We start from the raw sequence: 24,676 nt of genomic DNA on the forward strand, positions 1-24,676 counted from the left end.
AGGCTCGGGCACCGTGGGAACAGACATCAGGGTGCACGAGGTGTACGCCGGCCGGGTGCTGCAGGGCGCGGGGGCGCGGGGGCTCGTTCCGGACGAGGTCGACCGGCTCGGCGCGCGGCGCGTGCTGGTGGTGGCGGCGCCGTCGTCGGCCGAGGTGGCGCAGGAGACGGCCGCGGCCCTGGGCGAGCGGTACGCCGCGACCTTCGGCCGCCCCGTCCAGCACACCCCGGTGGAGGTGACCGCCGCGGCGCTCGCCCTGGCCCGGGAGGTGCGCGCGGACGCGCTGGTCGCGATCGGCGGCGGGTCCGCCGTCGGGCTCTCGAAGGCGCTCGCGATCCGGACCGGCATGCCCCAGGTCGCCCTGCCCACCACGTACGCCGGGTCGGAGGCCACACCCGTGCTCGGGGAGACCGAGGACGGGGTCAAGACCACGCGCCGCGATCCCGCCCTCGCGCCCGGCACCGTCGTCTACGACCCGGAGCTCACGCTGTCGATGCCGCACGGGCTCACGCTGACCTCCGCCCTGAACGCGCTCGCGCACGCCGTCGAGGCGCTGTGGGACACCTGGGCGAGCGCGGCGACCCGCGCGTACGGGGTCGAGGCCGCGGACGGCATCCTGACCGCCCTGCCCGTGGTGCTCGACCACCCGTCCGACGTCGACGCGCGGGCCCGCCTCCAGGAGGCGGCCTGGCTCGCCGGCGCCTGCCTGGCGCAGGCGCGGATGGGGCTGCACCACCAGCTCGCGCACGTGCTCGGCGGCACCTACGGGCTGCCGCACGCGGAGCTGCACGCGCTGCTGCTGGCGCACGTCATGCGGTTCGATCTGGCGGCGGCGCCCGACGCGACGGCACGGCTCACGCGCGTCGCCGGCGGCGACCCGGTCCGCGCGGTGGCGGCGCTCGCGGCACGCCACGACGGCCCGACGACGCTCGGCGCGCTCGGCCTGCCCCGCACGGTCCTGCGCGAGGTGGCCGAGCGGGTGGCGGCCGCCCCGTACCCGAACCCCCGGCCGGTGACGGCGGACGCCGTGGAGGAGCTGCTGATCGCGGCGTGGTGAGGGCGGCTGTGCTCGCGTGCGAGCCGGTCCGGCGCGGCTCGACCGGCGGACCAGGACGACGCGTCCGGATGCCCCTCGCGCAGTCGTGACACTCTCGGTAGACAACGTCTACTACCGGCAACACACCCTCGCGGGGGCACCTCACCCCGGAGCGGAGCCCGCCCGAGGCGCACGGCTCCTCGCTGAGCCGGCAGAAGAATGACCGGTTTGTGGCGCTGCGTGGCTCGATTCCGACCCCAATATCACAGGGTGAAACTTGGTGCGCATTAAAGGTGAATATCCAATTCCCGTTGCAGAGTCCGTCTCGCGTGCTTAGCGTATGGAACGCGAACACTGTTCCGCTCGCAGGTGATCATCCTGTGATTCCCGTTTTCTGGAAGGAATAGCACCATGACCGTCGTTGACATCATCGCGACCCTGCTCGACTCCCTCGGCATCACGGTGGCGCAGATCCGCGACCTGCTGGGCCTCTGAGCAGGTAGTATGCGGCTCGTCGCGCTCAGCGGCGGCGCAAGCACCATCCCCAGCTGAACGAACGCCTCCCACGCAATTCCGTGGGAGGCGTTCGTTCTATTGCGTGCACGCACACTTTGCTGCGTCGGCGCAAGAATGCGCGCACCGTTCGGCCGAACCGGTATCCTGCCGACATTTTGCCGCTTTTATTGACGCATCTTCAGTGCGGCACGCCAGGCACGGCCGGACAGCGCTTCATCGGGAAACGTGCCGTTCGAGGTGCCGGATCAGCGCGACAGCTTGGTCAGCGCCGGCTTCTTCTCCATGTTGTGCAGCCCGTTCCACGCCAGGTTCACCAGGTGGGCCGCCACCTCGGACTTCTTGGGGCTGCGTGCGTCGAGCCAGTACTGGCCCGTGAGCGCGATCATCCCCACCAGCATCTGCGCGTAGAGCGGCGCTGCCTTGGTCTCCAGACCGTTCGCGCGGAACTGGGGTTCGAGGATCGCCTCGACCTGCGTGGCGACGTCGCCGATCAGGCTGGAGAACGTGCCGGTCGCCTGCGCCACGGGGGAGTCGCGGACCAGGATGCGGAAGCCGTCCTCGGACGACTCGATGTAGTCCAGCAGGGCGAGCGCCGTGCGCTCCAGCAGCACCTTGGGGTGGCCGCCCGAGCCGAGGGCAACCGTCAGGGCCGTCGTGAGCGCCTGCACCTCGCGGTCGACCACCACGGCGTAGATGCCCTCCTTGCCGCCGAAGTGCTCGTACACGACCGGCTTGGACACCTCGGCGCGCACCGCGATCTCCTCCACGCTCGCGCCCTCGAAGCCCTTCTCGGCGAACAGCCCGCGACTGACGGCGAGGAGCTGCTCGCGGCGCTGACTGGCCGTCATGCGAGGTCGGTGGGTACGTCGGTTCTCGGCGGCCATGGGGTTCATTGTGCCTGACGGCACGTCGGCGGATCCGGTGGTGATCCGGTGGTACGGCATGGGGCACACCCGTGGACCTGGCAGACTGTTCACGGACGTGCGACGGTGGCACCCGCCCGCTTCGGGGCACGACGGAGCCTCGCGCGCGCCCGGTCCGCCTTGGTGTAATCGGCAGCACAGAGGTTTTTGGTGCCTTTAGTCCAGGTTCGAATCCTGGGGGCGGAGCCGTCCGGATCTGACGAACCCACCGATCGGAGCACCCGTGACCGAGACACCTCAGCCGGCAGCAGTGATCGTCCTCGCCGCCGGTCAGGGCACCCGCATGAAGTCCGCGTTGCCGAAGATCCTGCACCCCCTCGGCGGCAAGCCGATGGTGGGGCACGCTCTGGCCGCGGCTCGTGAGCTGGACCCGGGTCAGGTCGCCGTGGTGATCCGGCACGAGCGCGAGCTGGTCGCCGAGGCCGTGGGGCAGCTCGACCCCGCCGCGATCCTGGTGGACCAGGACGACGTGCCCGGTACGGGCCGCGCGGTGCAGTGCGCCCTGGCGGCACTCGACGCCAAGGCCCAGGCAGCGGCCGCGGCGGCGGGGCTCGCCGACGGCGAGGTCGTGGGCGACGGCGTCGACGGCTCCGTGGTGGTCGTCGCGGGCGACGTGCCGCTGCTCGACGGCGCCACGCTCGGCCAGCTCCTGGCCGCCCACCACGCCGACGGCAACGCCGTCACGATCCTCACCACCGAGGTCGACGACGCGACGGGCTACGGCCGGATCGTCCGCGAGAAGGACACCGGCGACGTGCTGGAGATCGTGGAGCACAAGGACGCCACGGCGGACCAGCTCGAGATCCGCGAGATCAACTCCTCGGTCTACGTGTTCGACGCCGCCACGCTGCGCCGCGGCCTCGGCGGGCTGGACAGCAAGAACGCGCAGGGCGAGGTCTACCTGACCGACGTCGTCGCGTTCGCCCGCGCCGAGGGCCTGCACGTGCGGGCGCTGCTCGCCGACGACCCGATGCTGGTCGAGGGTGTCAACGACCGCGTCGCCCTGTCGGTGCTGGCACGCGAGATGAACCGCCGCGTCGTCGAGGAGTGGCAGCGCGCGGGCGTCACGGTCCAGGACCCGGCCACCACGTGGATCGACGTCGACGTCGAGCTCGCCCCCGACGTCACGCTCCTGCCGAACACGCAGCTCAAGGGCGCCACCGTGGTGGCGACCGGTGCCACGATCGGTCCGGACACCACGCTGACCGACGTCGAGGTCGGGGTCGGCGCGACGGTGGTCCGCACGCACGGCTCGCTCGCCGTGATCGGTGAGGGCGCGTCCGTCGGGCCCTTCGCCTACCTGCGGCCGGGCACGACCCTGGGTCGCAAGGGCAAGATCGGCACGTTCGTCGAGACCAAGAACGCCGAGATCGGTGAGGGCAGCAAGGTGCCGCACCTCTCCTACGTGGGCGACGCGACGATCGGCGAGCACAGCAACATCGGTGCCGCGTCCGTGACGGTCAACTACGACGGCGTCCACAAGCACCGCACGGTGATCGGCTCGCACGCCCGCACGGGCGCGGACAACATGTTCGTCGCGCCGGTGTCCGTGGGCGACGGCGCGTACACCGCCGCCGGGTCCGTGATCCGTCGCGACGTGCCCGCGGGTGCCCTCGGCGTCACCGCCGGGCAGCAGCGGAACATCGAGGGCTGGGTGGCTCGCCGCCGGCCCGGGACCCCCGCGGCGGACGCCGCCGCGGCGGCGTCCGGGACCACGTCCGGCCTCGGTGACCAGGCGCAGCGTCAGCTCGCCGAGCACAATGCAGCCGGGGCTCCCGTGGCCCCGCAGGCAGCGGCCGTTCAGGCCGAGGCCGACCAGGTCCCTGCAGGAGGGGCCGACAAGGAAGGAAAGACCCACTGATGTCCAGCACTGCCGCACCCGGCCCGAACCGTCACCCGCTCGTCCTCGCCGCCGGGCGGGCACACCCCGAGCTGGCCAAGAACGTCGCGAAGGAGCTGGGCATCGACCTGCTCGGCGTGTCGGCGTACGACTTCGCCAACAGCGAGACCTACGTGCGGTTCAGCGAGTCCGTGCGCGGTATGGACCTGTTCCTGCTGCAGTCGCACACGATGCCCGTCAACCAGTGGATCATGGAGCAGCTGCTCATGGTCGACGCCGCCAAGCGGGCCTCGGCGCACTCCGTGACCGTCGTGGCGCCGTTCTTCGGGTACGCGCGCCAGGACAAGAAGAGCCGCGGCCGCGAGCCGATCTCGGCGCGCCTCGTCGCCGACCTGTTCAAGACCGCGGGCGCCGACCGGCTCATGAGCGTCGACCTGCACACCGCGCAGATCCAGGGCTTCTTCGACGGCCCCGTGGACCACCTGTGGGCCATGCCGATCCTCGTCGACTACGTCCGCACGCGCGTCGACGTCGACAACGTCACCGTGGTCTCGCCGGACGCCGGCCGCATCCGCGTCGCCGAGATCTGGGCGTCCAAGCTGGGCGGCGGCCCGCTGGCCTTCGTGCACAAGACCCGCGACGTCACGCGCCCCAACCAGTCCGTGGCCAACCGCGTCGTCGGTGACGTCCAGGGCAAGGACTGCGTGCTCGTGGACGACCTCATCGACACCGGCGGCACCATCGCCGAGGCCGTCAAGGTGATCATGGCCGCGGGCGCCAAGTCCGTGACGGTCGCGGCCACGCACGGCGTGCTGTCCGGTCCCGCCGCCCAGCGGCTGACCGAGTGCGGGGCCCGCGAGGTCGTCGTCACCGACACCCTGCCGATCGAGGACGACCGCCGGTTCGAGACGCTCAAGGTGCTCTCCATCGCGCCGCTGCTGGCGTCCGCGATCAACGAGGTGCACTCCGACGGGTCCGTGACCTCGCTGTTCGACGGCAACTCCTGACCTGCGACGCCGGACGGGCACTTGACTGAGACGCGGTCGATGCAGGACCGTGTCTTGACATCTATGGGGGAGGGTCAGTGACCGTCACCGTCGTGGTCCCGACGTTCAACGAGGGGCCCAACGTCCGCGCGCTCACCGAGCGGCTCTGCGCCGCGTTCGGCGTGCTGCCCGACGACGGCCGCGACCACGGCGGCGTGCACGGACCCGAGGGCGGCCCAGCTCCCGTGGGGGCTCCCGACCTGGCGGAGATCCTCTTCGTCGACGACTCCACGGACGACACCCCCGACCGGATCCGCGAGGTCGCCGCGACGGCGCCCGTCCCGGTGCGGCTGCTGCACCGGGAGGAGGCGCAGGGCGGGCTGAGCGGCGCCGTCGTGGCCGGCCTGCGCACCGTGACCACGGAGTGGGCCGTCGTGATGGACGGCGACCTGCAGCACCCGCCGGAGCTCGTGCCCGCGCTGGTCATGCGCGGGCAGGAGGCCGGCCTCGACATCGTCGTGGCCTCCCGCTACACCGGCGACGGCGACGCCGGTGGCCTGGACGGCTGGTGGCGGCACGGCGTCTCGATCGCCTCCGCCCTGCTGGCGCGGTCCATGTTCCCGACGCGGCTGCGCAACGTGACCGACCCCCTGACGGGGTTCTTCGCCGCCCGGGTGGACCGGCTGGACCTGGACGCGCTGCGCCCGCGCGGCTTCAAGATCCTGCTGGAGATCCTCGCCCGCAACCGGCTCGCCGTGGGCGAGGAGCCGTTCGTGTTCGGCGAGCGGTACGCCGGGCACTCCAAGGCCACGTTCAAGAACGGGCTGCGCTACCTGGAGCAGCTCGCGGCGCTGCGGTTCGGGCGGATGTCCCGGTTCGCCATCATCGGCGGCTTCGGCGCCGTGCTCAACGTGCTCATCCTGTGGGGCCTCACCGCCCTGGGCGCGCACTACGTGGAGGCGGCGGTCATCTCCGCGGTCGTCACCATCGTGACCAACTTCCTGCTGCAGGAGCGCTTCGTGTTCCGCGACCTGCGCAACGAGGGGCGCGGCGCCTGGTCGCGGTTCGCCCACTCGTTCGCGTTCAACGGCACGGAGGCGGCCGTCCGCCTGCCGGTGCTGTGGTGGCTCGTCGAGGTCACGGGCCTGTGGCCGGTGCTCGTCCAGGCCCTGACGATCGTGGTGGCGTTCCTGCTCCGGTTCGTGTTCCACGTCCAGGTGGTCTACAAGCCCCGCCGTACGCAGCCGACGATCGGCGTCACACCGCCCGTCGGTGCGGAGCGGGCCGACGAGCGGGTACAGTAGTCAGGTTGCCTCGGCGAGGGACGCCTGACGGCCGCGACGGGACCTGATCCCGCAAGCACTCGGCCGGCGTCCGTGATCGACTGGGCGGCCGTCGGCGGCCCGGGCGGAGTACCCCTCCAGTACCTCGCCCCGCGTGCCAGCTCCGCGCCCGTCACGTGTCCCGCGCCGACGCAGCCGCCATCTTCGAGTTGCACACCAGACCTTTCAGGAGTGAGTTCCCATGGCCGAGATCAAGCTCGCCGCCGAGGCCCGTACCGAGTTCGGCAAGGGTGCGGCCCGCCGCATCCGCCGCGACAACAAGATCCCCGCCGTCCTGTACGGGCACGGCACCGACCCCGTGCACGTGACGCTGCCCGGCCACGAGTCGATGCTCGCGCTGCGCCAGACCAACGTGCTGCTCTCCATCGAGCTCGACGGCGCCAAGGGCCAGCTGGCCGTCGCCAAGGACATCCAGCGCGACCCGGTCCGCAACGTCATCGAGCACATCGACCTCCAGGTCGTGCGCGCGGGCGAGAAGATCACCGTCGACGTGACCGTCAACATCGTGGGCGAGTCGGCCCCGGGCACCATCCACCTGGTCGAGGCGCAGACCCTGTCGGTCGAGGCCGAGGCCACGCACCTGCCGGAGTCCGTCGACGTCTCCATCGAGGGCCTCGAGGCCGGTGCCCAGGTGCACGCGGGCGAGGTCACGCTGCCGTCCGGCGTCACGCTGCTCACCGACCCGGAGCACGCCGTCGTGCTGATCACCGAGCCGCGCGGCGAGGCCAGCGCGGACGAGGAGGAGTCGGCCGACTCCGCCGAGTCCGCCGCCGAGGCGCCCGCCGAGGGCTGAGCCCCTCCCGCCAGGCAGCACCAGCCCCGGCCGCGTGCCGGGACGTACCGGGCCGAGGTAGAACCTCCGGGCCCGCGCGCGAGATGATCGTGCGCGGCGCGGGTTCTGCCTCGGCCCGGCTCGTTCCCGCCGCGGCGCGCGCGTCGCCGCCGGGATCCCCGGCTGCCGAGAACGTCCGTCGTCGTGAGAGGAAGATCCGCATGAGTGACCGGCCCTGGCTCGTCGTCGGCCTCGGGAACCCCGGACCGAAGTACGCCGGCAACCGGCACAACGTGGGCCAGATGGTGCTGGACCTGCTCGCCGAGCGCACCGGCGCCCGGTTCTCGAAGCACCCGCGGGCCCAGGCGGTCGTCGCCGAGGCGCGCCTCGGTGTGCTGCCGGGCGGTGCACCGGGACCGCGCGTGGTCCTCGCCAAGCCGACCACCTACATGAACACCTCGGGTGGCCCGGTCAGCGCGCTGGCCAAGTACTACGACGTGCCCGCCGAGCAGGTGGTGATGGTGCACGACGAGGTGGACATCCCGTTCGACACGATCAAGCTGAAGATCGGTGGCGGCGAGGGCGGGCACAACGGGTTGCGTGACACCACCAAGGCGCTCGGCACCAAGGACTACCACCGGGTGCGGGTCGGCGTCGGGCGCCCGCCGGGCCGCATGGACACGGCTGACTACGTGCTGCGCGACTTCTCCGGCACCGAGCGCAAGGACCTGCCGATCCTGGTCGACGACGCCGCCGACGCCGTCGAGCTGCTGGTCACCGAGGGCCTGCTGACCGCCCAGGGCAAGTACCACACCGCCCGGGCCTGACCGGCCGGCGCAGGTCGGCAGCTTGCCGCGAGGTCGGCAGCTTTGCCCGCGAGGTCGGCAGTTTCCATCGAGATCGGCACAGGCCTGTGCCGATCTCGATGGAAACTGCCGACCTCGCGGGCACGTGCCTCCGTGTTGAACCCGTCTCGCCACGGTCAGATCCGACCGAGAGCGCCCCGGTCGAGACACCGGCCGGGCACGAGGCGCGGTGATCCCTCAGCGACCGGAGCCCGACAACCACCGCGGCGGCGCGAACAGCCACCGCGCACCGATCCGCGGCGCGAGCTCGCCCAGGGCCAGGCCGACGGCGATCGCCGCGGCCCACAGGGCGACCGGCAGCCACTGCGACGGGGGCGCCGGGATCCAGATCCCGTTGCGCCACAGCACCGACAGCAGAGCGAGCACCACGGACGTGTGCGTGACGAAGACCGGCAACGTGCGTGCGCCGAGCCACCGCAGCCCGAGTGCGCCCGGCACCCGCGAGAGCAGCACGCTCACGGTGACGCCGGCCGGTACACCCGCGATGTTGGCCAGCAGGTAGCACCCCGGCACGTCGGCGAGGCCCAGCTCGCGCACCGCGACCTGGACCCCGAGCCAGACGGCGACCGCGCCGACGGCCCACAGCCAGGTGACCCGCTCCGCGAAGCGTTCGAGCAGCGGGCGCAGGTGCAGCCCGGCCAGGAAGAACAGCGCGAACTGCGCGGTACCCCGCCAGGCGAGGCTCGCCGGCTCCCAGCCGGCCAGGGCCCAGGCGCCGACGGCTGCCGCGAGCACGAGCTGCACGGGCGCGGGGACGCGGCGCAGCGCGCGGGCGATCACGAAGAAGACCGCGAGCGTCCAGATGAACCAGAGCTCGGAGCGCGGCACCAGGAGCGACCAGGCGAGGTCGTGGCCGAGGGTGCCCCAGTCGGCGTCGGCCACCTGGTAGTAGCCGGTGAGCAGGCGCACCAGCAGGGAGACCGGCTCCCACAGCACGAACACCCAGGCGAAGAAGAGCAGCTTGCCGCGGGCCAGGCGGGACCACGGCACGGTGGTCCACTTGGCGGCGAACATACCGGCCACCGTGAAGAACAGGGGCATGCGCAGGCTGCGGAGCGTCTCGTTGACCTCGCGGAGCACGCCTACCTCGTACCCCGTCTGCCACGTCCAGTTCGTGGCGTGGTAGAGCACGACGAGGCCGATGGCGAGGCCGCGCGCGACGTCGGGCCAGGCGAGGCGGGCAGGGGCACGCCGCTCGACGGCGGCGTCGCGCCCCGGGCCCGGCGCGCCGGCGTGCCGCGGGGATCCGGAGGGGGTCAACATCGCCGGTCATCGTACGTGCCGGGTACGACATCCGGGAGACGTCACGGTGACGATCCGGCAGTGTCGGTGGCCCGGAGTAGCCTGGTACGAGCCCCTCACACGTGACCCGTACCCGGGTCGTGCCCGTGGTGGGCCCGTCGTCGTGCGCCATCGAAGGACAGATCCCATGAACCTCACCGGCCTGCTGCCCACCCTCCTGCGTGATCCCGGGGCTTTCGCCGCGGTCGAGCGCGTGCGCGCGCGTGGCTTCGTGGACGTCGTGGGACCGGTGGGTGCCCGCCCGCCGCTGCTGGTGGCCGCGGCCGAGAAGCGGCCGCTCGTGGTGGTCACGGCCACGGGGCGCGAGGCGGACGACCTGGCGGCGAGCCTCCGCGGCTACCTCCCGGAGGAGCACGCCGACGACGTCGCGGTCCTGCCCGCCTGGGAGACCCTGCCGCACGAGCGGCTCAGCCCGCGCGCGGACACGGTCGCCAAGCGGCTGGCCGTGTTCCGCCGCCTGGCCCATCCCGCGCCGGGCCACGGGCAGGACGGCGCCGTCCGGATCCTGGTGATGCCGGTCCGTGCCCTGCTGCAGCCCGTGGTCGACGGCCTGGGCGAGCTGGAGCCGGTCCAGCTCGCCACGGGCACCACCGCGGACCTGACCGACGTGGCCGAGCGGCTCACGGCCGCCGCCTACACGCGCGTGGACATGGTGGAGCGGCGCGGGGAGTTCGCGGTGCGCGGCGGCATCCTCGACGTCTTCCCGCCCACCGAGGACCACCCGCTGCGCTGCGAGTTCTGGGGCGACGAGGTCACGGAGATCCGCTGGTTCGCCGTGGCCGACCAGCGCAGCCTGGAGATCGCGGAGCACGGCGTCTGGGCGCCGCCGTGCCGGGAGATCCTGCTGGACGACGCCGTGCGGCGTCGGGCCGCCGATCTCGTCGAGACCCTGCCCGGCGCGGTCGAGATGCTCGACAAGCTCGCGGCGGGGGTCGCCGTCGAGGGCATGGAGTCGCTCGCCCCGGTGCTGGTGGACCGCATGGTCCCCGTGCTGGAGCTGGTGCCGGAGGACGCGCTGCTCGTGGTCGACGAGCCGGAGCGCGTGCGCCGCCGCGCGCACGACCTCGTGGCCACCACCGAGGAGTTCCTCGCCGCCGCCTGGACCGGCGCCGTCGCGGGCGGGGCCGCGCCCATCGACCTGTCCGCGGCGTCCTTCGCGACGTTCGCCGAGGTGCGCGAGATCGCGGCCCGGCGCGCCCTCGGCTGGTGGACCCTGTCCGCGTTCACCCAGGACACCGAGCTCACCGAGGCCGACGCCGACGCGTCGGACACGGCGTCGGACACGTTCGTGGTCGGTGCACGGGACGTCGAGTCCTACCGCGGTGACCTCGCCCGTGCGCTGGACGACGTGCACGGGCTGCAGGTCGCGGGCTGGCGGCTCGTGCTGACCACGGAGGGGCACGGTCCGGCCAAGCGCATGACCGAGCAGCTCTCGGCCGCCGGTACCGCGGCACGGCTGACGGTGTCGCTGGAGGGCGAGCCGGAGCCCGGCGTCGTGCACGTGCTGGCCGGGGGCGTCGGCAAGGGGTTCGTGGCCCCCGAGCTGCAGCTCGCCGTGTTCTCCGAGCAGGACCTGACCGGGCGGGCCGGCGCGGGCACGCGCGACATGCGGCGCATGCCGAGCAGGCGGCGCAACGTGGTGGACCCGCTCCAGCTCAAGGCGGGTGACTTCGTGGTGCACGAGCAGCACGGCGTGGGCCGGTTCGTCGAGATGGCGCAGCGCACGATGGGCACCGGGGGCAACCGCGCCACGCGCGAGTACCTCGTGATCGAGTACGCGAGCAGCAAGCGCGGGCAGCCGGGCGACCGCCTGTTCGTGCCCACCGACCAGCTCGACCAGGTCACCAAGTACACGGGCGGTGAGTCGCCGTCGCTGTCCAAGATGGGCGGCGCCGACTGGAAGAACACGAAGGCCAAGGCGCGCAGGCACGTCAAGGAGATCGCGAGCGAGCTGATCCGGCTCTACAGCGCGCGCATGGCCACGCAGGGGCACGCCTACGGGCCCGACACCCCGTGGCAGCGGGAGCTGGAGGACGCGTTCGCGTACGTCGAGACGCCCGACCAGCTCGCCACGATCGACGAGGTCAAGGCCGACATGGAGAAGTCCGTGCCGATGGACCGCCTGGTGTGCGGCGACGTCGGCTACGGCAAGACGGAGATCGCCATCCGCGCCGCGTTCAAGGCGGTGCAGGACGGCAAGCAGGTCGCCGTCCTGGTGCCCACCACGCTCCTGGTGCAGCAGCACTACGAGACCTTCTCCGAGCGGTACACCGGGTTCCCGGTGACCGTGCGGGCGCTGAGCCGGTTCCAGACCGCCAAGGAGTCCGAGGAGACGCTCCAGGGTCTCAAGGACGGCAGCGTCGACATCGTCATCGGCACCCACCGCCTCATCACCGGGTCGGTCGCGTTCAAGGACCTGGGCCTCGTGGTGATCGACGAGGAGCAGCGCTTCGGCGTCGAGCACAAGGAGACGCTCAAGCAGCTCCGCACCAACGTGGACGTGCTGGCCATGTCCGCCACCCCGATCCCGCGCACGCTGGAGATGGCGGTCACGGGCATCCGCGAGATGTCCACACTGGCCACACCCCCGGAGGAGCGGCACCCGGTGCTCACCTACGTGGGCGCGTACGAGGAGAAGCAGATCGCCGCCGCCCTGCGCCGCGAGCTGCTGCGCGAGGGCCAGGTCTTCTACGTGCACAACAAGGTGGAGACCATCCAGCGCGCCGCGTCCCGGCTGAACGAGCTGGTGCCCGAGGCCCGCATCGGCGTGGCCCACGGCAAGATGAGCGAGCACCAGCTCGACCAGGTCATCCGCGCCTTCTGGGAGAAGGAGCTCGACGTGCTGGTCTGCACCACGATCATCGAGACCGGCCTGGACATCTCGAACGCCAACACCCTGATCCTGGAGCGGTCCGACATGCTGGGCCTGTCCCAGCTGCACCAGCTCCGCGGGCGTGTGGGCCGCGGTCGCGAGCGCGCCTACGCCTACTTCCTCTACCCGCCGGAGAAGCCGCTCACGGAGACGGCGCACGACCGGCTGGCGACCATGGCCGCCCACACCGACCTCGGCGCGGGCATGCAGATCGCCATGAAGGACCTCGAGATCCGTGGGGCGGGCAACCTGCTCGGCGGAGAGCAGTCCGGCCACATCGCCGGCGTCGGCTTCGACCTGTACGTGCGCATGGTGGGCGAGGCGGTGTCCGCGTTCCGCGGGGACGCCGAGGAGGAGGCCCCCGAGGTCACCATCGAGCTGCCCGTGGACGCCCACCTGCCCGAGTCCTACATCGCCACCGAGCGGCTGCGGCTGGAGGCCTACAAGAAGATCGCCGGGGCGCAGGACACCGCGGCGCTCGACGAGGTGCGTGCCGAGCTCACCGACCGGTACGGCGCCCTGCCCGAGGTGGCGGGTGCGCTGTTCGACGTCGCCGACTTCCGCAACCACGCCCGCAGGGCCGGGCTCACGGACGTCACGGCACAGGGCAAGTACGTCCGGTTCGCGCCGGTGAACCTGCCGGAGTCGGCGCAGCTGCGGCTCAAGCGGCTCTACCCGGGCACCATCCTCAAGCCGGCCATCCGCGCGTTCCTCGTGCCGTTCCCGACGACGGCGCGGATCGGCGGCCGGCCGCTGCGGGGCACCGAGGTGCTGCAGTGGGCGCGGGCCCTGATCGACGCGGTGATTCTGGCCGACGTGGGGGCTGCGGCTAAGGTCGGCACCAGCGCCTGACCAGGGCGTCCCGCTGGTGGGCATAGGTGAAACTCGGATTCACAGCAACCGGTCAGGACCGTATAGGCTCCACCCGCGTCACTCGCTCATCATGTCTTTTGTGGAGGATCCCGCATGGCACTCGGACATCGCACGCGTGCGATCGTCGGCTCCCTCGCAGCGGTCACCGCGCTCGGCGCCCTGCTGACCGGCTGCTCGACCGACTCGACGCAGGCGGCGGAGGACTCCGATCAGGCCGTGGAGGTGGACGAGAACCTGCGCGCGCTGCTCCCCGGTGAGCTGCGGGCGGAGTCCGCGCGGATCACGGTCGGCACGGAGTCCGGCTACCCGCCCTTCGAGTACACCAACGAGGCCGGCCGCATCGTCGGCTTCGAGATCGACCTGTTCGACGCGGCGTCGGACCGGCTGGGGCTGAAGTACACGTTCTACGACATGCCGTTCGAGTCGCTGCTCGACGAGCTGTACGCGAGCAACGTCGACGCCGTGGCCGCGGCGATGTCCGACACCGCCGAGCGTCGTGTCAACTCGGACTTCGTCGACTACTACAACGACAGCGACGCGATCATGGTCCCGGCGGGCAACCCCGCGGGCATCAAGACCCTGAAGGACCTCTGCGGCCGCACGGTGGCCGTGCTCACCGAGTCGACCCAGGACGAGGCGCTCGCGGCCCTGAACACCGGGGAGTGCAAGTCCAAGCCGGTCACGGTGACCCGGTTCGACACGGATGCCGACGCGCTCGCGCAGGTCCAGGCGGGCAAGGCGGACGCCGAGCTCACCCAGTGGTCCACCGGTGCCTACAACGCGAAGCAGGTCGGTTCGGGCGACATCTTCGAGGTGGCGAACACCGAGGTGATCAACCCGTCCCCGCTCGGCTGGGTGTTCCCGACGGGCGACGTCGAGATGGTGCGCGCCTACCAGGCCGCGCTCCAGAGCATCATCGACGACGGCACCTACGCCGAGATCCTGGAGAAGCACGACCTCTCGGTCGGTGCCCTGGAGAAGGCGACCGTCAACGGTCAGTGACCCGCAGCCGAGTCCAGGCCGAACGGGCCGTCCCACCGCACGGTGGGGCGGCCCGTTCGCCGTTCCGGCCTGGGGCGCGGTGCGCGCCGCCGCGCCGGACTGTGCCGAGTCGAGCCGGATCGATTCGATAACGGTCAGCACAGTGCCCATTACAGCCCTCGTCGGTTACCCTGATAACCGAAAGGAGCAGTCATGGCCAGAACATCCCTCCGGACCCAGCGCGACCTCACCTCGTTCGGTGACCACGTCCGCGCCTGGCGCAAGATCCACGGTCTCACCGCCCAGCTCGTCGCGGACCGCGCGGGCATCACGCGCACCACGCTGCGTGCCATCGAGACGGGCACCGGGACCGTGAGCCTCGAGAACACGCTCGCCGTGCTGCGGGTGCTCGGCGTGGCCGACGCCGTGGTCGGTGCGAGCGACCCGCTCACCACCGAGATGGGCAGGTTTCACGCGGAACGCGCTCTGCCGCAGCGGGTCCGCGTCACCAGGTGAACCAGATGAGGAAGTGAACGCCCTTGTCGATACATGTCGAGGTCGAGCTCCCCGGCGGGGGCCAGGTCCACGCCGGTGACCTCGACATGCATCTCAACCGGGGCGGGGCGCTGGTCGGCTGCACGTTCCGGTACGACCCCGCCTACCTGCGCCAGCCGCGTGCGTACGCGCTGTGCCCGGAGCTCCCGCTCACCCCAGGGAACATCCCGTCGGGCAGCGACCGGCCCCTGTTCGGTGTCATCGCGGACTGCCAGCCCGACCAGTGGGGCCGCACGCTGCTGTTCAACGCCGAGCGCCGTGCCGCACGGGCCGAGGGCCGGCGGTTCCTCACCCTCACCGAGCTGGACTTCCTGCTCGGCGTGCAGGACGAGACCCGGCTGGGCGCCCTGCGCTTCTCCCTCGACGGCGGCCGGACGTTCCTGGGCCCGCCGCGCGCGGAGATCCCCGACCTGGTGGACCTGCCGTCCCTGACCGAGGCCGCGGACGCCGTGGCGCAGCACCGGGAGACCGACCACGACGTGCGGCTGCTCGTCGCGGCAGGTACCTCCATGGGCGGCGCGCGGCCCAAGGCGACGGTGAAGGACGGCGCCGGCGACCTGTGGATGGCCAAGCTGCCCGAGACGGGCGACCGCTGGGACGTCCAGGCCTGGGAGTACCTGACGTTGCGGCTGGCGTCGGACGCCGGCATCGAGGTGCCGGTGGCGCGGCTGCACCGGATCGGTCCGGGCCGGTCCATCCTGCTGACCCGGCGGTTCGACCGGCGGGCGGTCTCGCGCGACCCCGGCGGGGGCGCGCAGGGCGGCGGGCGCATCGGCTTCCTGTCTGCGGACAGCCTCACGCAGAAGGCGTTCTTCGAGGTCATCGACTACCGGACGCTCGCCGAGACGCTGGCCGACCACTCCGGCCGGCCGGCTACCGACGGGCACGACCTGTTCCGCCGCGTCGCGTTCACGCTGCTCGTGCGGAACGTGGACGACCACATGAAGAACCACGGCTTCCTGCGCCGCCCGGACGGCTGGTCGCTGTCCCCGCTGTTCGACGTGAACCCCAACCCGTTCGCCGTCGCCGAGTCGACGCCGCTGGTGCCCGGCGGCAGCCGGATCGACCGGGACGTGCGGGAGCTCCTGGCCGGTGCGGACTCCTACGGGCTGCGTCAGGACGACGCCCGCCGGGTGCTCGCGGAGGTGGCGGAGGCGACGTCGGGCTGGACGCGCATCGCGCGGGACATGTCGCTGCCGCCCGAGGAGATCGCCTTGATGGCCGAGGCCTTCGAGAACCCGAACCGGGACGAGGCGGCGGCCTGAGCGGGGTTACGCTCGCGCCATGACTCGCACAACGAGCGGCAACACCCGGCCCATCGAGGCCACCATCCGCACGGACTTCCGTGACGAGATGGACTACGGCTCCTACCTGGGCCTGGACGAGCTCCTGTCGGCGCAGCACCCCGTGAGCGACCCGCCGCACCACGACGAGCTGCTGTTCATCATCCAGCACCAGACCACCGAGCTGTGGCTCAAGCTCGTGGTGCACGAGCTGCTCGCCGTGCGGCAGTTCCTCGACACCGACGACCTGTCCCGTGCGCTCAAGGGCCTGGCCCGGGTCAAGCACATCCAGCGCACCATCACGGAGCAGTGGTCGGTGCTGGCCACCCTGACCCCGAGCGAGTACGCCGAGTTCCGGGGCTCGCTGGGACAGTCCTCCGGGTTCCAGTCGCACCAGTACCGCGCGGTGGAGTTCCTGCTGGGCAACAAGAATGCCGGGATGCTCCAGGTCTTCCGGGCCAAGCCCGAGGTGCACGCCCAGCTCGCCCGGCTCCTGGCGGAGCCCACGGTGTACGACGCGTTCCTGCGGCTGCTGGCGCGGCGCGGGCACGCCGTCCCCGCCGAGATCCTGGACCGCGACGTCACGCAGGCCTGGACGGAGCACCCGGAGCTGACCGCCGTCTTCAAGACGATCTACGAGGACCCGCACGACCACTGGGAGCTGTACGAGGCCTGCGAGGACCTGGTCGACATCGAGGACGCCTTCCAGCTCTGGCGGTTCCGGCATCTGCGCACCGTGCAGCGCACCATCGGCTTCAAGACCGGCACCGGTGGCTCCAGCGGCGTCGGCTTCCTCAAGCGGGCCCTGGACCTGACGTTCTTCCCGGAGCTCATCTCGGTCCGTACCGAGATCGACGGCCCGCTCGGGGCGTGAGCGCGGTGCCGCAGGTGACGCTCCCCGGCGTCGTCGACCAGCACGTGCACCTGGGGCTGGTGGACCGGGGGCTCCTTGCGGGCAGCGCGGTCACCGAGGTGCACGACCTGGGCTGGGACCCCCGGGAGGTGCGCTCCTGGGCGGCCGAGCCGCCGCCAGGTGTGCGGGTGCGGTTCGCCGGGCCGTTCCACACGGCACCGGGCGGCTACCCGACCGGGCGCACCTGGGCGCCGGAGGCCGCCGTCCGGCACGTGGCCTCCGTCCCGGAGGCGGGCGAGGCCGTGGCCGACGTGGTCGCGGCGGGCGGCTTCGCGGTCAAGGTCGCCCTGCACGCGGGCATGGACCTGCTGCTCGACGACGTGCTCCGGGCGCTGGTCGGAGCGGCACACGCGGCGGGGCTGCCGGTGCTGGTGCATGCCGAGGGTGCCGGTCAGGCCGCCCGCGCGGTCGACGCGGGCGCGGACACCCTGGTGCACGTGCCCTGGACGGAGGCGTTGCCGGCGGCCGTGATCGCCCGCGCGACGCGGATGACATGGATCTCCACCCTGGCGATCCACGACGGGCCGGGCGGCGCCCTGGACCGGGCGCTGTCCAACGCACGGCGGTTCGTCGCGGCGGGCGGCCGCCTCGTGTACGGCACCGACATGGGCAACGGGCCGACGCCGGTCGGGGTCAACGAGCGCGAGATCGAGCTGCTCGGGTCGGTGCTCACGGGGGAGGCGCTGCGCCGGGCGGTGCTCGGCCCGCCGGAGGCCCCGGCGCTGACCGCCCCGCTGCCCCTGCCGGAGACGGCGTCCGAGCTGATCGCCTGGCTCCGTGCGGCCACCCGTCTTCCCCTCCCGCCCTCCGAATCGGACCGAGGCGAGACTCCGCCGAGGTAGAACGGTGGCGAAGGAGGACGCCCGCCCGCGCCCTCCTTCGCCACCGTTCGGTCTCGCCCTGGTTCCCCTCGCCAGGGGTGGGTCAGTTGCGGGTGATCGTGAACGTCGTCGTGTCGTTCACGATGTCCCGGTAGTTGTTCGACAGGGTCAGCCCGTTGAACGTGGCCGACCCGACCGCCGGTCCCTGTCCCGCCTCGGGCATCGGGTTGGCCCAGATGCCGTACCCGGACCGCGCGTCGTACTCGTCACCGCTGCGCTGCGCGCCGGTGATCGAGACGTCGGTGAACACCGTGTCCCGGACCGGGTTCACCGGCTGCCCGCCGAGGTACTGGGTCTGGAACATGATTCCCGAGTACGTCGGGTCCACGATGTCGAGGTCGTTCACCCGGATGGCGGTGAACGTCTTGGACGCCGAGAACAACCAGACCGCGGGGAAGACCTGCGGGCCCCAGAAGTGCCCGCCGGAGCGCACCACGGAGATGCCCTCGAACCGGGTCGGCGCGGGACCGAACCCCTCCATCGGGTACCCGAAGTCGAGCGAGCTGATGGTCACGCCCGAGTACACGAGCGTGTCGGCGATGTAGATGTTGCGGAACGTGTTGTCCTGCCCGCCGTAGACGGCCAGGCCCGCGGCCCGCCAGGTGTTCGTGGAGGTCAGGTTCTCGAACACGTTGCCCCGCTGGCCGCTGCCCCCGGCGTCGGTCGCCGCGAACAGCGCGAACGAGTCGTCGCCCGTGCCGCGCGCCTGGTTGTTGTGCACGTGGTTGTTCGCGCTGCCGTTGGTCATGTTCAGCGCGTCGGCGAACGTGTTCCGGATCCGGGAGTCCTTGATCTCCGAGTCGTCCATGTTGGCCGCCCAGAACATGCAGATCATGTGCTCGACCCAGATGTCGTCGATGGTCATGTCGCGCACGTTCGCGAAGTCGAAGACCTTGCCCGGCCCGTCGATCCGCGAGGTGTAGTTGCCGAAGTAGGCGAAGTCGCGGAACGTCGAGCCGTTCGCGCTGCTCTCGGCGCGGAACCCGATGTCCGTGTTCTCCTGCCCGGCCGGCGCGTGGAACCGGGTGAACCACGGCCCGGCGCCGACGATGTCGACCGCCTTGCCGTACACCTGGAACTTGCTCGCCGTCTGGTAGTCGCCCGCCGGCAGGTAGACGCCGGCGAGGTTGCCGGTCGTGTCCATCCGGAACCGGTCGAGCGCGTTCTGCACGTCCTGGTGCGTGAAGCCCGCGGGCTGGATGTACCGCGCCGGGTCCGGGTTGGCCTGTGCCGTCGCCTGCTCCAGGTCCACGAAGTCGACCGTGTACGGCCCGGGGTTGCTCGCCGTCTTCTGCAGCCGGATGGTCGAGCCCGCCGGGACCGTCCGCCCGAGCAGGGTGTTGGCCTCGTCGTAGATGTGCCGCGGGGCGCCCTGGCCGGGCTGGTTGCCCGGGCTGGCCTCGTTGCCGTACAACCACGCGAAGCGCGAGGTCAGGTCGATGTTCTTGACGAACTGCCCGTCCACGTACACCCCGAGCGAGCCGTTCGTGCCGCCGCCGCCCGCGGCGTCCGGCATCGAGAAGCGCACGACCAGGGAGTTGGCGGGCGCCCGGGTGGTCCACTCGACGTAGGAGCCGGTCTGGCCGAGCGTGACGGCCTTGCGTCCGGACGCCTCGCCCGCCAGGTCACCGACCACGCGGTTCGGGCCGACGGCGGTCGCGCCGCCGCCCGCCGCGCCGTCCTCCGCCTCGTACGTGTCGAAGGGCATGCTCGCACCGCGGCCGATGAACAGGGTACGCGTCACCTCGTTGTTCGCGCGCTTGGCCGCTACCTCGGTCGGGTCGGGTGCCGCCGTGACCGTCACGTCGTACGAGCCGTCCGCCGCCGGCCAGGTACCCAGGTCCACGCTCTGGCTGGTGGCCCCGGGGGCGATGGCGCCGGAGACCGAGCCCGTCAGTGTCCGCACCACCGAACCGCCGTCGTCGCGCACCACGACCGTGAGCCCGTGCGCACCGGACGAGGCCGCGACCGAACCCCGGTTCGCGATCGTCGCGGAGAACGTCACGGTCTCGCCCGCGGCCGGGGTGGTCGGGCTCCACGACACGGTCGGGACCAGGTCGGAGCTGGCGACCTCGGTCACCACCAGCGGGTCGGGGTGGGTGTAGGCGTTGTCCGCCTCGGACTGCTCGGCCACGGCCTCCGACGGGTCGGCCACGGCCCCGATCTCGTACGACCCCGCCGGCTGCGAGCCGATGTCCGCGGTCACGGTGGCCTGGGCCCCCGCGGCGAGCGCGCCGACCTGACCGGTGGCCACCTCGTCACCGTCCAGCGTGAACGACACGTCCGTCGCCGCCGACGCCTGCGTGCCGATGTTCTTCACGACGGCCGACAGCGTGACGTCGTCCTCCTCCGTCGGCGACGCCGGGTCCGCCGTCACCCCGGTGACCGTGAGGTTCGGGTTCGGCGCGGCCGCGCCGAACACCTGCAGCTCGGCCACCTGGCCGTTGCCCGCGCCCGTGTTGCCCGTGAACCGCAGGCGCACCTCCCGGGCCGTGCCCGTGACCGGGACGGTCACCGAGTTGCCGGTCGCAGGGGAGAAGGCGTGCCCGGCCGACGGCGCCAGCGTGCTCCACGGGTCACCCGGCCCGGTGCGGCCCTGGACCTCGAACGTCTGGGTCCGCGGCCCCCAGGCCGCGGCCGGTGGCACCTTCACGACGACGTCGCTCAGCACCGCCGCCGACTCCAGGGTCACCGCCAGCGTGCTCGGGTACTGCCCGCCGGCGCCCTCCCAGTAGGTGGCGGTGTCGCCGTCGTTCGCGTTGGCCGCGACGTACGTCCACTCGGTCGACGACGCCGAGATCGTGCGGCCCGCCGCCAGGTCGGTGCCCTCGACCGGTCCCTCCGGGTCCGGGGCGTCACGTGTGCCGCGCACCTCCAGCTCGGAGAGCTGTCCGGCGGGCCAGCCCGTGTTGGCCGTGATCGCCACCCGCACGTAGCGCGCCTCGGTGTCCGGCACGTCGATGGTCACGGTGTTGCCGGACGCCGGGTCGAACCGGCGCTGGGCGCTCGCGGCCAGGGTGGTGAACGCGGAGCCGTCGGCGCCGGCCTGCACCGACAGGGTCTGCGTGCGGGCCTCCCACGAGGCGGGCAGCTTGAGCACGACCTCCTCGACGGTGGCGCCCGAGCCGAGGTCGACCTGGGCCCACTGCGGCAGGCTGTTGTTGGTCGACTCCCAGTAGGTGGCGGCGTTGCCGTCCGTGAGGTTGTCGGCCAGGTAGGGCGCGTTGCTGCTGCTGGCCGCGGCGGACGCGCCGGCCGACAGGACCACCGGAGCGGCCGCGGCCGGCACGGGCGCGAGGGCCACGGCGGTCAGGGCGGCGGCGGTGAGCGCGGACAGGAGCGCGGGCGCGCGCCCTGGTCTGCGCCCGTGCGGGTGGTGTGGTGCAGCGGAGCGGAACATCGTCGTCCCCGATCTCCCGTCGTCCTCGACGGGTGTCGTCACCAAGGTGCTCGTGGGTACTTGCCGTGTTTCTGTTGCTAAACGCGCAGTCGCTTGTCAAGTTCTTGCGCGAGGATGACACGGACATTACTGACGTGCGCGCGGGAGCGTCAAGGGTGCGGTGCGGTGCGGTGCGGGCGGGGCCGGGGGCGGCGCGGGGCGTGGCGGGGCCGGGCGGCGCAGGGACGTACGCTCGGGCCGGAACCGAACGACCAGGAGCCCTCGTGACCGACACCGCACCGCCCGCCACCGATCTGCCCGCCGCGCTGCGCGACCGGGCGGCGGCCCTCGACGCCGCCGACCCGCTCGCGCACTACCGCGACCTCTTCGCCCCCAGCGACGGCCTGGTCGCCTACCTCGACGGCAACTCGCTGGGCAGGCCGCTGACCGTCACCCGCGAGCGGCTCGCATCCTTCGTGGACGGGCCCTGGGCCGGGCGCCTGATCCGCTCCTGGGACGAGGGCTGGATGGACGCGCCGACCGAGCTCGGCGACACGCTCGCCCGCGTGGTGCTCGGTGCGGCGCCGGGACAGACCGTGGTCGCGGACTCGACCACGGTGCTGCTCTACAAGCTCGCCCGCGCCGCCGTCGACGCGCGGCCCGGGCGCCGCGTGATCGTCGCCGACACCGAGAACTTCCCCACGGACCGGTTCGTGCTCCAGGGGATCGCCGCCGAACGTGGCCTGGAGGTCCGCTGGATCACGCCCGACCCGGACGCCGGGGTCACCGCCCAGGAGGTGGCGGACGCCGTCGGGCCGGACACCGCGCTCGTGCTGCTCAGCCACATCGCCTACAAGTCCGGGTACGTCGCCGACCTGCCCGCGATCACGCGGGTCGTGCACGAGGCCGGGGCGCTCGTCCTGTGGGACCTGTGCCACTCGGCCGGCTCGGTCCCGCTGGACCTGGACGCCGACGGCGTGGACATCGCCGTCGGCTGCACGTACAAGTACCTCAACGGCGGCCCCGGCTCACCGGCGTTCGCCTACCTCGCCGCCCGCCTGCAGGACGAGGTACGGCAGCCGGTCCAGGGCTGGATGGGCGCCGCCGACCCGTTCGCGATGGGGCCGGAGTACGAGCCCGCGGCCGGGATCCGGCAGCTCGTCAGCGGTACGCCCCCGATCGTCGGGATGCTGCCGATGCGCGACATGCTCGCCCTGATCGACCAGGCGGGCATGCCGGCCGTGCGCGCCAAGTCGCTGGCCCTGACCGGCTTCGCGATCGAGGTCGCCGACGAGCTCCTGCCCGGCGTCCGCGTGGCGTCCCCGCGTGACCCCGAGCGTCGCGGGGGGCACGTCATGCTCGACCACCCGGACTTCCGCCGGGTCGTGGCGGAGGCCTGGAAGCGGGGTGTCATCCCGGACTTCCGCCCGCCGCAGGGCCTCCGGGTGGGCCTCTCTCCGCTGTCCACGAGCTTCGAAGAGCTGGCGGAGGGCCTCTGGACCATCCGCACCCTCCTCCGTTGACCCGTTGACCCGTTGACCCGTTGACCCGTTGACCCGTTGTCCCGTTCCCGTTGTCCCGTTCCCGTTGTCCCGTTGTCCCGTTGTCCCGTTGAGTGCGGGATGTTCGCCCTTTCCCGGTGCAGGAAGGGCGAACATCCCGCACTCAACGAGGGCCGGGCAGACGGCGGCGGTCGATCTTGCCCGTCGGGTTGCGGGGGAGGGCGTCGAGGAAGTGGACGTCCCGGGGGAGCGAGAAGCGCGGGAGCGTGTCCCGGAGCCGGTCGATCAGGGCGTCCGCCGTGAGCGCGGCTCCCTCGTGCAGCACGACGTACGCGGCGAACCGGTGCCCGAACCGCTCGTCCGGCACACCGAGCACCGCGACGTCCGCGACCTCCGGCAGCGCCGCCACGGCCTCCTCGACCGGACGGGGGAAGACGTTCTCGCCGCCCGAGACGATCATGTCGTCGGCGCGGCCCACCACGTAGAGGCGCCCCTCGGCGTCGAGCCGGCCGCGGTCGCCCGTGGCCATCAGGTCGCCGAACATCGGCTTGCCCGTGCCGTTGGTGTACCCCTCGAACAGCATGCCGTTGCCCACGCAGATCTGGCCGACGGTGCCGCGCGGCACAGGCCGGCCGTCGTCGTCCAGGATGCCGATGCGGGTGCCCAGCGGCGGACGCCCGGCCGTCGTGGGCTCGGCGGCGAGGTCCTCCGGCGTGGCGATCGAGGCCCAGGAGGCCTCCGTGGAGCCGTACAGGCCGTACAGGACCGGGCCGAACTCGTCGAGGAACTGCGTGATCCGGTCCGCGGGCATGGCGGAGCCGGAGTAGGCGACGACGCGCAGCGACGACGTGTCGTACCGGGCCTTGACCTCGGCGGGCAGGTCGAGGATGCGCTGGAGCATGACCGGCACCGCGACGAGGGCCGTCACCCGGTGCTCGGCGATCCTGCGCAGCGTGTCCTCGGCGTCGAACCGGCGGGGCAGCACCAGCTCCGCGTGCAGCGCCATGCCGAGCTGCAGGGCCGCGAGGCCCCAGGTGTGGAAGATCGGCGTAGTGATCATCATCCGGTCGCCGGCGCGCAGGGGGATCACCGACAGCAGCGAGGCCGCCTCGCTCAGACCGTGCGGCTGCGGGCGGCGGGCACCCTTGGGGGTGCTGGTGGTGCCTGACGTCATCACGACCGTACGGCCGGGCTTCTCCGGGACGGGCACCCGCGCAGGGTCGCCCGCGGCGACGAGCGCGGCGAGGCCGGAGGCGCCGTCGTCGGCCCAGGTGGAGCGGACCGGGAGCTCGGCGGGCAGGTCGGGGTCCTGGTCGAGGAACTCCTGGTCGGCCAGGAGCAACGCGGGGCGCTGTTCGGCGACCACGGCCGACACCTGCGCGGGCGACAGGCCCGAGTTGAGCAGCAGGGTGGTCGCGCCCAGCTTGGCCAGCGCCACCATGGCCTCGATGAGGCCGCCGTGGTTGCGGCACAGGACGGCCACGGGCGTGCGCGGGCCGACGCCGAGCTCCCGCAGGGCGTTGGCCAGCCGGTCGGTGTCGTCGTCGAGCTCGCGGAACGTCGAGGTGCGCCGCTCGTCGACGAACGCCGTCTGGTGCGGCGTGCGCACCGTGCTGGCGCGGTAACCGCCCGCGATCGAGGGGCCCCAGGTGAGGAGCTGCCAGACGGCGCCGACGTCCCGGTGCACGCGCAGGCCCGGGGCCAGGACGCCGGACCGGACCAGGTGGTAGCCCTGGTTGAGCAGGTTCTCCCGGCGGTCGACCTGCGCGAGGCTCCCGCGCGCGGTCTCTGCGGTACCAGTGGTCAACGTCGCCCCCTGTGGCTCGCCGCTATTGCACCCGCATTCAATAGGA

The 24,676-nt window shown here is 72.3% G+C and carries 17 protein-coding genes and 1 tRNA gene; 14 read left to right on the top strand and 4 right to left on the bottom strand.

Features of this window, described 5'->3' with window-relative positions:
• Positions 1-13 precede the first annotated feature (13 nt).
• Entirely contained in the window at positions 14-1,057 is a 1,044-nt protein-coding gene (locus ACO229_RS25085; protein ID WP_423463117.1) for a maleylacetate reductase, read from the top strand.
• 740 nt (positions 1,058-1,797) lie between these two features.
• Here the strand turns inward: ACO229_RS25085 and ACO229_RS25090 are convergent.
• Complete coding sequence (locus ACO229_RS25090; RefSeq protein ID WP_397409352.1) at positions 1,798-2,400, bottom strand: TetR/AcrR family transcriptional regulator; 603 nt, start codon at positions 2,398-2,400, stop codon at positions 1,798-1,800.
• Between the two features lie 189 nt (positions 2,401-2,589).
• Here ACO229_RS25090 and ACO229_RS25095 point away from each other — a divergent pair.
• The 6 genes from ACO229_RS25095 (at position 2,590) to pth (ending at position 8,243) form a co-directional block, all read left to right on the top strand.
• A tRNA-Gln gene (locus tag ACO229_RS25095) sits at positions 2,590-2,661 on the top strand.
• A 97-nt stretch (positions 2,662-2,758) separates the two neighbouring features.
• The gene (gene glmU, locus ACO229_RS25100) at positions 2,759-4,336 is read left to right on the top strand and encodes a bifunctional UDP-N-acetylglucosamine diphosphorylase/glucosamine-1-phosphate N-acetyltransferase GlmU (protein WP_423465345.1); all 1,578 of its coding nucleotides are present in this window, start codon (positions 2,759-2,761) and stop codon (positions 4,334-4,336) included.
• The gene (locus ACO229_RS25105) at positions 4,336-5,322 is read left to right on the top strand and encodes a ribose-phosphate diphosphokinase (RefSeq protein WP_397409354.1); all 987 of its coding nucleotides are present in this window, start codon (positions 4,336-4,338) and stop codon (positions 5,320-5,322) included. The genes glmU and ACO229_RS25105 overlap by 1 nt, the downstream gene beginning before the upstream one ends.
• A 77-nt stretch (positions 5,323-5,399) precedes the next feature.
• The gene (locus tag ACO229_RS25110) at positions 5,400-6,605 is read left to right on the top strand and encodes a glycosyltransferase (protein WP_397409356.1); all 1,206 of its coding nucleotides are present in this window, start codon (positions 5,400-5,402) and stop codon (positions 6,603-6,605) included.
• Positions 6,606-6,825: 220 nt separating this feature from the next.
• Positions 6,826-7,437, top strand: a complete 612-nt coding sequence (locus ACO229_RS25115; protein ID WP_397409358.1) for a 50S ribosomal protein L25/general stress protein Ctc — start codon at positions 6,826-6,828, stop codon at positions 7,435-7,437.
• 200 nt (positions 7,438-7,637) lie between these two features.
• Positions 7,638-8,243, top strand: coding sequence for an aminoacyl-tRNA hydrolase (gene pth / locus ACO229_RS25120; protein WP_397430795.1), 606 nt, complete (start codon positions 7,638-7,640; stop codon positions 8,241-8,243).
• 216 nt (positions 8,244-8,459) lie between these two features.
• Here pth and ACO229_RS25125 read toward each other — a convergent pair whose 3' ends face one another.
• The gene (locus ACO229_RS25125; RefSeq protein ID WP_423463118.1) at positions 8,460-9,545 is read right to left on the bottom strand and encodes an acyltransferase family protein; all 1,086 of its coding nucleotides are present in this window, start codon (positions 9,543-9,545) and stop codon (positions 8,460-8,462) included.
• A gap of 166 nt (positions 9,546-9,711) precedes the next feature.
• Between ACO229_RS25125 and mfd the strand changes: the two genes are divergently transcribed.
• From mfd to ACO229_RS25155, 6 genes are all read left to right on the top strand, one after another.
• Positions 9,712-13,308, top strand: coding sequence for a transcription-repair coupling factor (gene mfd / locus ACO229_RS25130; RefSeq protein WP_423463119.1), 3,597 nt, complete (start codon positions 9,712-9,714; stop codon positions 13,306-13,308).
• Positions 13,309-13,422: 114 nt separating this feature from the next.
• The gene (locus ACO229_RS25135; RefSeq protein WP_397417134.1) at positions 13,423-14,331 is read left to right on the top strand and encodes an ABC transporter substrate-binding protein; all 909 of its coding nucleotides are present in this window, start codon (positions 13,423-13,425) and stop codon (positions 14,329-14,331) included.
• Positions 14,332-14,523: 192 nt separating this feature from the next.
• The gene (locus tag ACO229_RS25140) at positions 14,524-14,826 is read left to right on the top strand and encodes a helix-turn-helix transcriptional regulator (protein ID WP_119142262.1); all 303 of its coding nucleotides are present in this window, start codon (positions 14,524-14,526) and stop codon (positions 14,824-14,826) included.
• A 23-nt stretch (positions 14,827-14,849) separates the two neighbouring features.
• Positions 14,850-16,130, top strand: coding sequence for a type II toxin-antitoxin system HipA family toxin (locus tag ACO229_RS25145; RefSeq protein ID WP_397417128.1), 1,281 nt, complete (start codon positions 14,850-14,852; stop codon positions 16,128-16,130).
• Positions 16,131-16,149: 19 nt separating this feature from the next.
• A complete protein-coding gene (gene kynA, locus ACO229_RS25150) occupies positions 16,150-17,022 on the top strand; it encodes a tryptophan 2,3-dioxygenase (RefSeq protein ID WP_423463120.1) in 873 nt (290 codons plus the stop codon).
• Positions 17,019-17,903, top strand: a complete 885-nt coding sequence (locus tag ACO229_RS25155) for an amidohydrolase family protein (protein ID WP_423463121.1) — start codon at positions 17,019-17,021, stop codon at positions 17,901-17,903. Before kynA ends, ACO229_RS25155 begins: the two co-directional genes overlap by 4 nt.
• A gap of 82 nt (positions 17,904-17,985) precedes the next feature.
• Here the strand turns inward: ACO229_RS25155 and ACO229_RS25160 are convergent, their stop codons facing one another.
• A complete protein-coding gene (locus ACO229_RS25160; RefSeq protein ID WP_423463122.1) occupies positions 17,986-21,384 on the bottom strand; it encodes a discoidin domain-containing protein in 3,399 nt (1,132 codons plus the stop codon).
• 221 nt (positions 21,385-21,605) lie between these two features.
• On the opposite strand from ACO229_RS25160, the gene ACO229_RS25165 reads away from it, so the two are divergent.
• Entirely contained in the window at positions 21,606-22,844 is a 1,239-nt protein-coding gene (locus ACO229_RS25165; RefSeq protein WP_423463123.1) for a kynureninase, read from the top strand.
• Between the two features lie 142 nt (positions 22,845-22,986).
• Here ACO229_RS25165 and ACO229_RS25170 read toward each other — a convergent pair whose 3' ends face one another.
• Positions 22,987-24,630, bottom strand: a complete 1,644-nt coding sequence (locus ACO229_RS25170) for an AMP-binding protein (RefSeq protein WP_423463124.1) — start codon at positions 24,628-24,630, stop codon at positions 22,987-22,989.
• Between the last annotated feature and the right edge of the window lie 46 nt (positions 24,631-24,676).

It is taken from the genome of Promicromonospora sp. MS192 (assembly GCF_049532985.1).
In the GTDB taxonomy this organism is placed as follows: Bacteria; Actinomycetota; Actinomycetes; order Actinomycetales; family Cellulomonadaceae; genus Promicromonospora.

Excerpts from the sequence above, each read along its gene's own strand:
- ACO229_RS25090 (WP_397409352.1), bottom strand. The coding sequence starts at position 2,400 with ATGACGGCCAGTCAGCGCCGCGAGCAGCTCCTCGCCGTCAGTCGCGGG.
- glmU (WP_423465345.1), top strand. The coding sequence starts at position 2,759 with ATGAAGTCCGCGTTGCCGAAGATCCTGCACCCCCTCGGCGGCAAGCCG.
- ACO229_RS25105 (WP_397409354.1), top strand. The coding sequence starts at position 4,336 with ATGTCCAGCACTGCCGCACCCGGCCCGAACCGTCACCCGCTCGTCCTC.
- ACO229_RS25115 (WP_397409358.1), top strand. The coding sequence starts at position 6,826 with ATGGCCGAGATCAAGCTCGCCGCCGAGGCCCGTACCGAGTTCGGCAAG.
- pth (WP_397430795.1), top strand. The coding sequence starts at position 7,638 with ATGAGTGACCGGCCCTGGCTCGTCGTCGGCCTCGGGAACCCCGGACCG.
- ACO229_RS25125 (WP_423463118.1), bottom strand. The coding sequence starts at position 9,545 with ATGTTGACCCCCTCCGGATCCCCGCGGCACGCCGGCGCGCCGGGCCCG.
- mfd (WP_423463119.1), top strand. The coding sequence starts at position 9,712 with ATGAACCTCACCGGCCTGCTGCCCACCCTCCTGCGTGATCCCGGGGCT.
- ACO229_RS25135 (WP_397417134.1), top strand. The coding sequence starts at position 13,423 with ATGGCACTCGGACATCGCACGCGTGCGATCGTCGGCTCCCTCGCAGCG.
- ACO229_RS25140 (WP_119142262.1), top strand. The coding sequence starts at position 14,524 with ATGGCCAGAACATCCCTCCGGACCCAGCGCGACCTCACCTCGTTCGGT.
- kynA (WP_423463120.1), top strand. The coding sequence starts at position 16,150 with ATGACTCGCACAACGAGCGGCAACACCCGGCCCATCGAGGCCACCATC.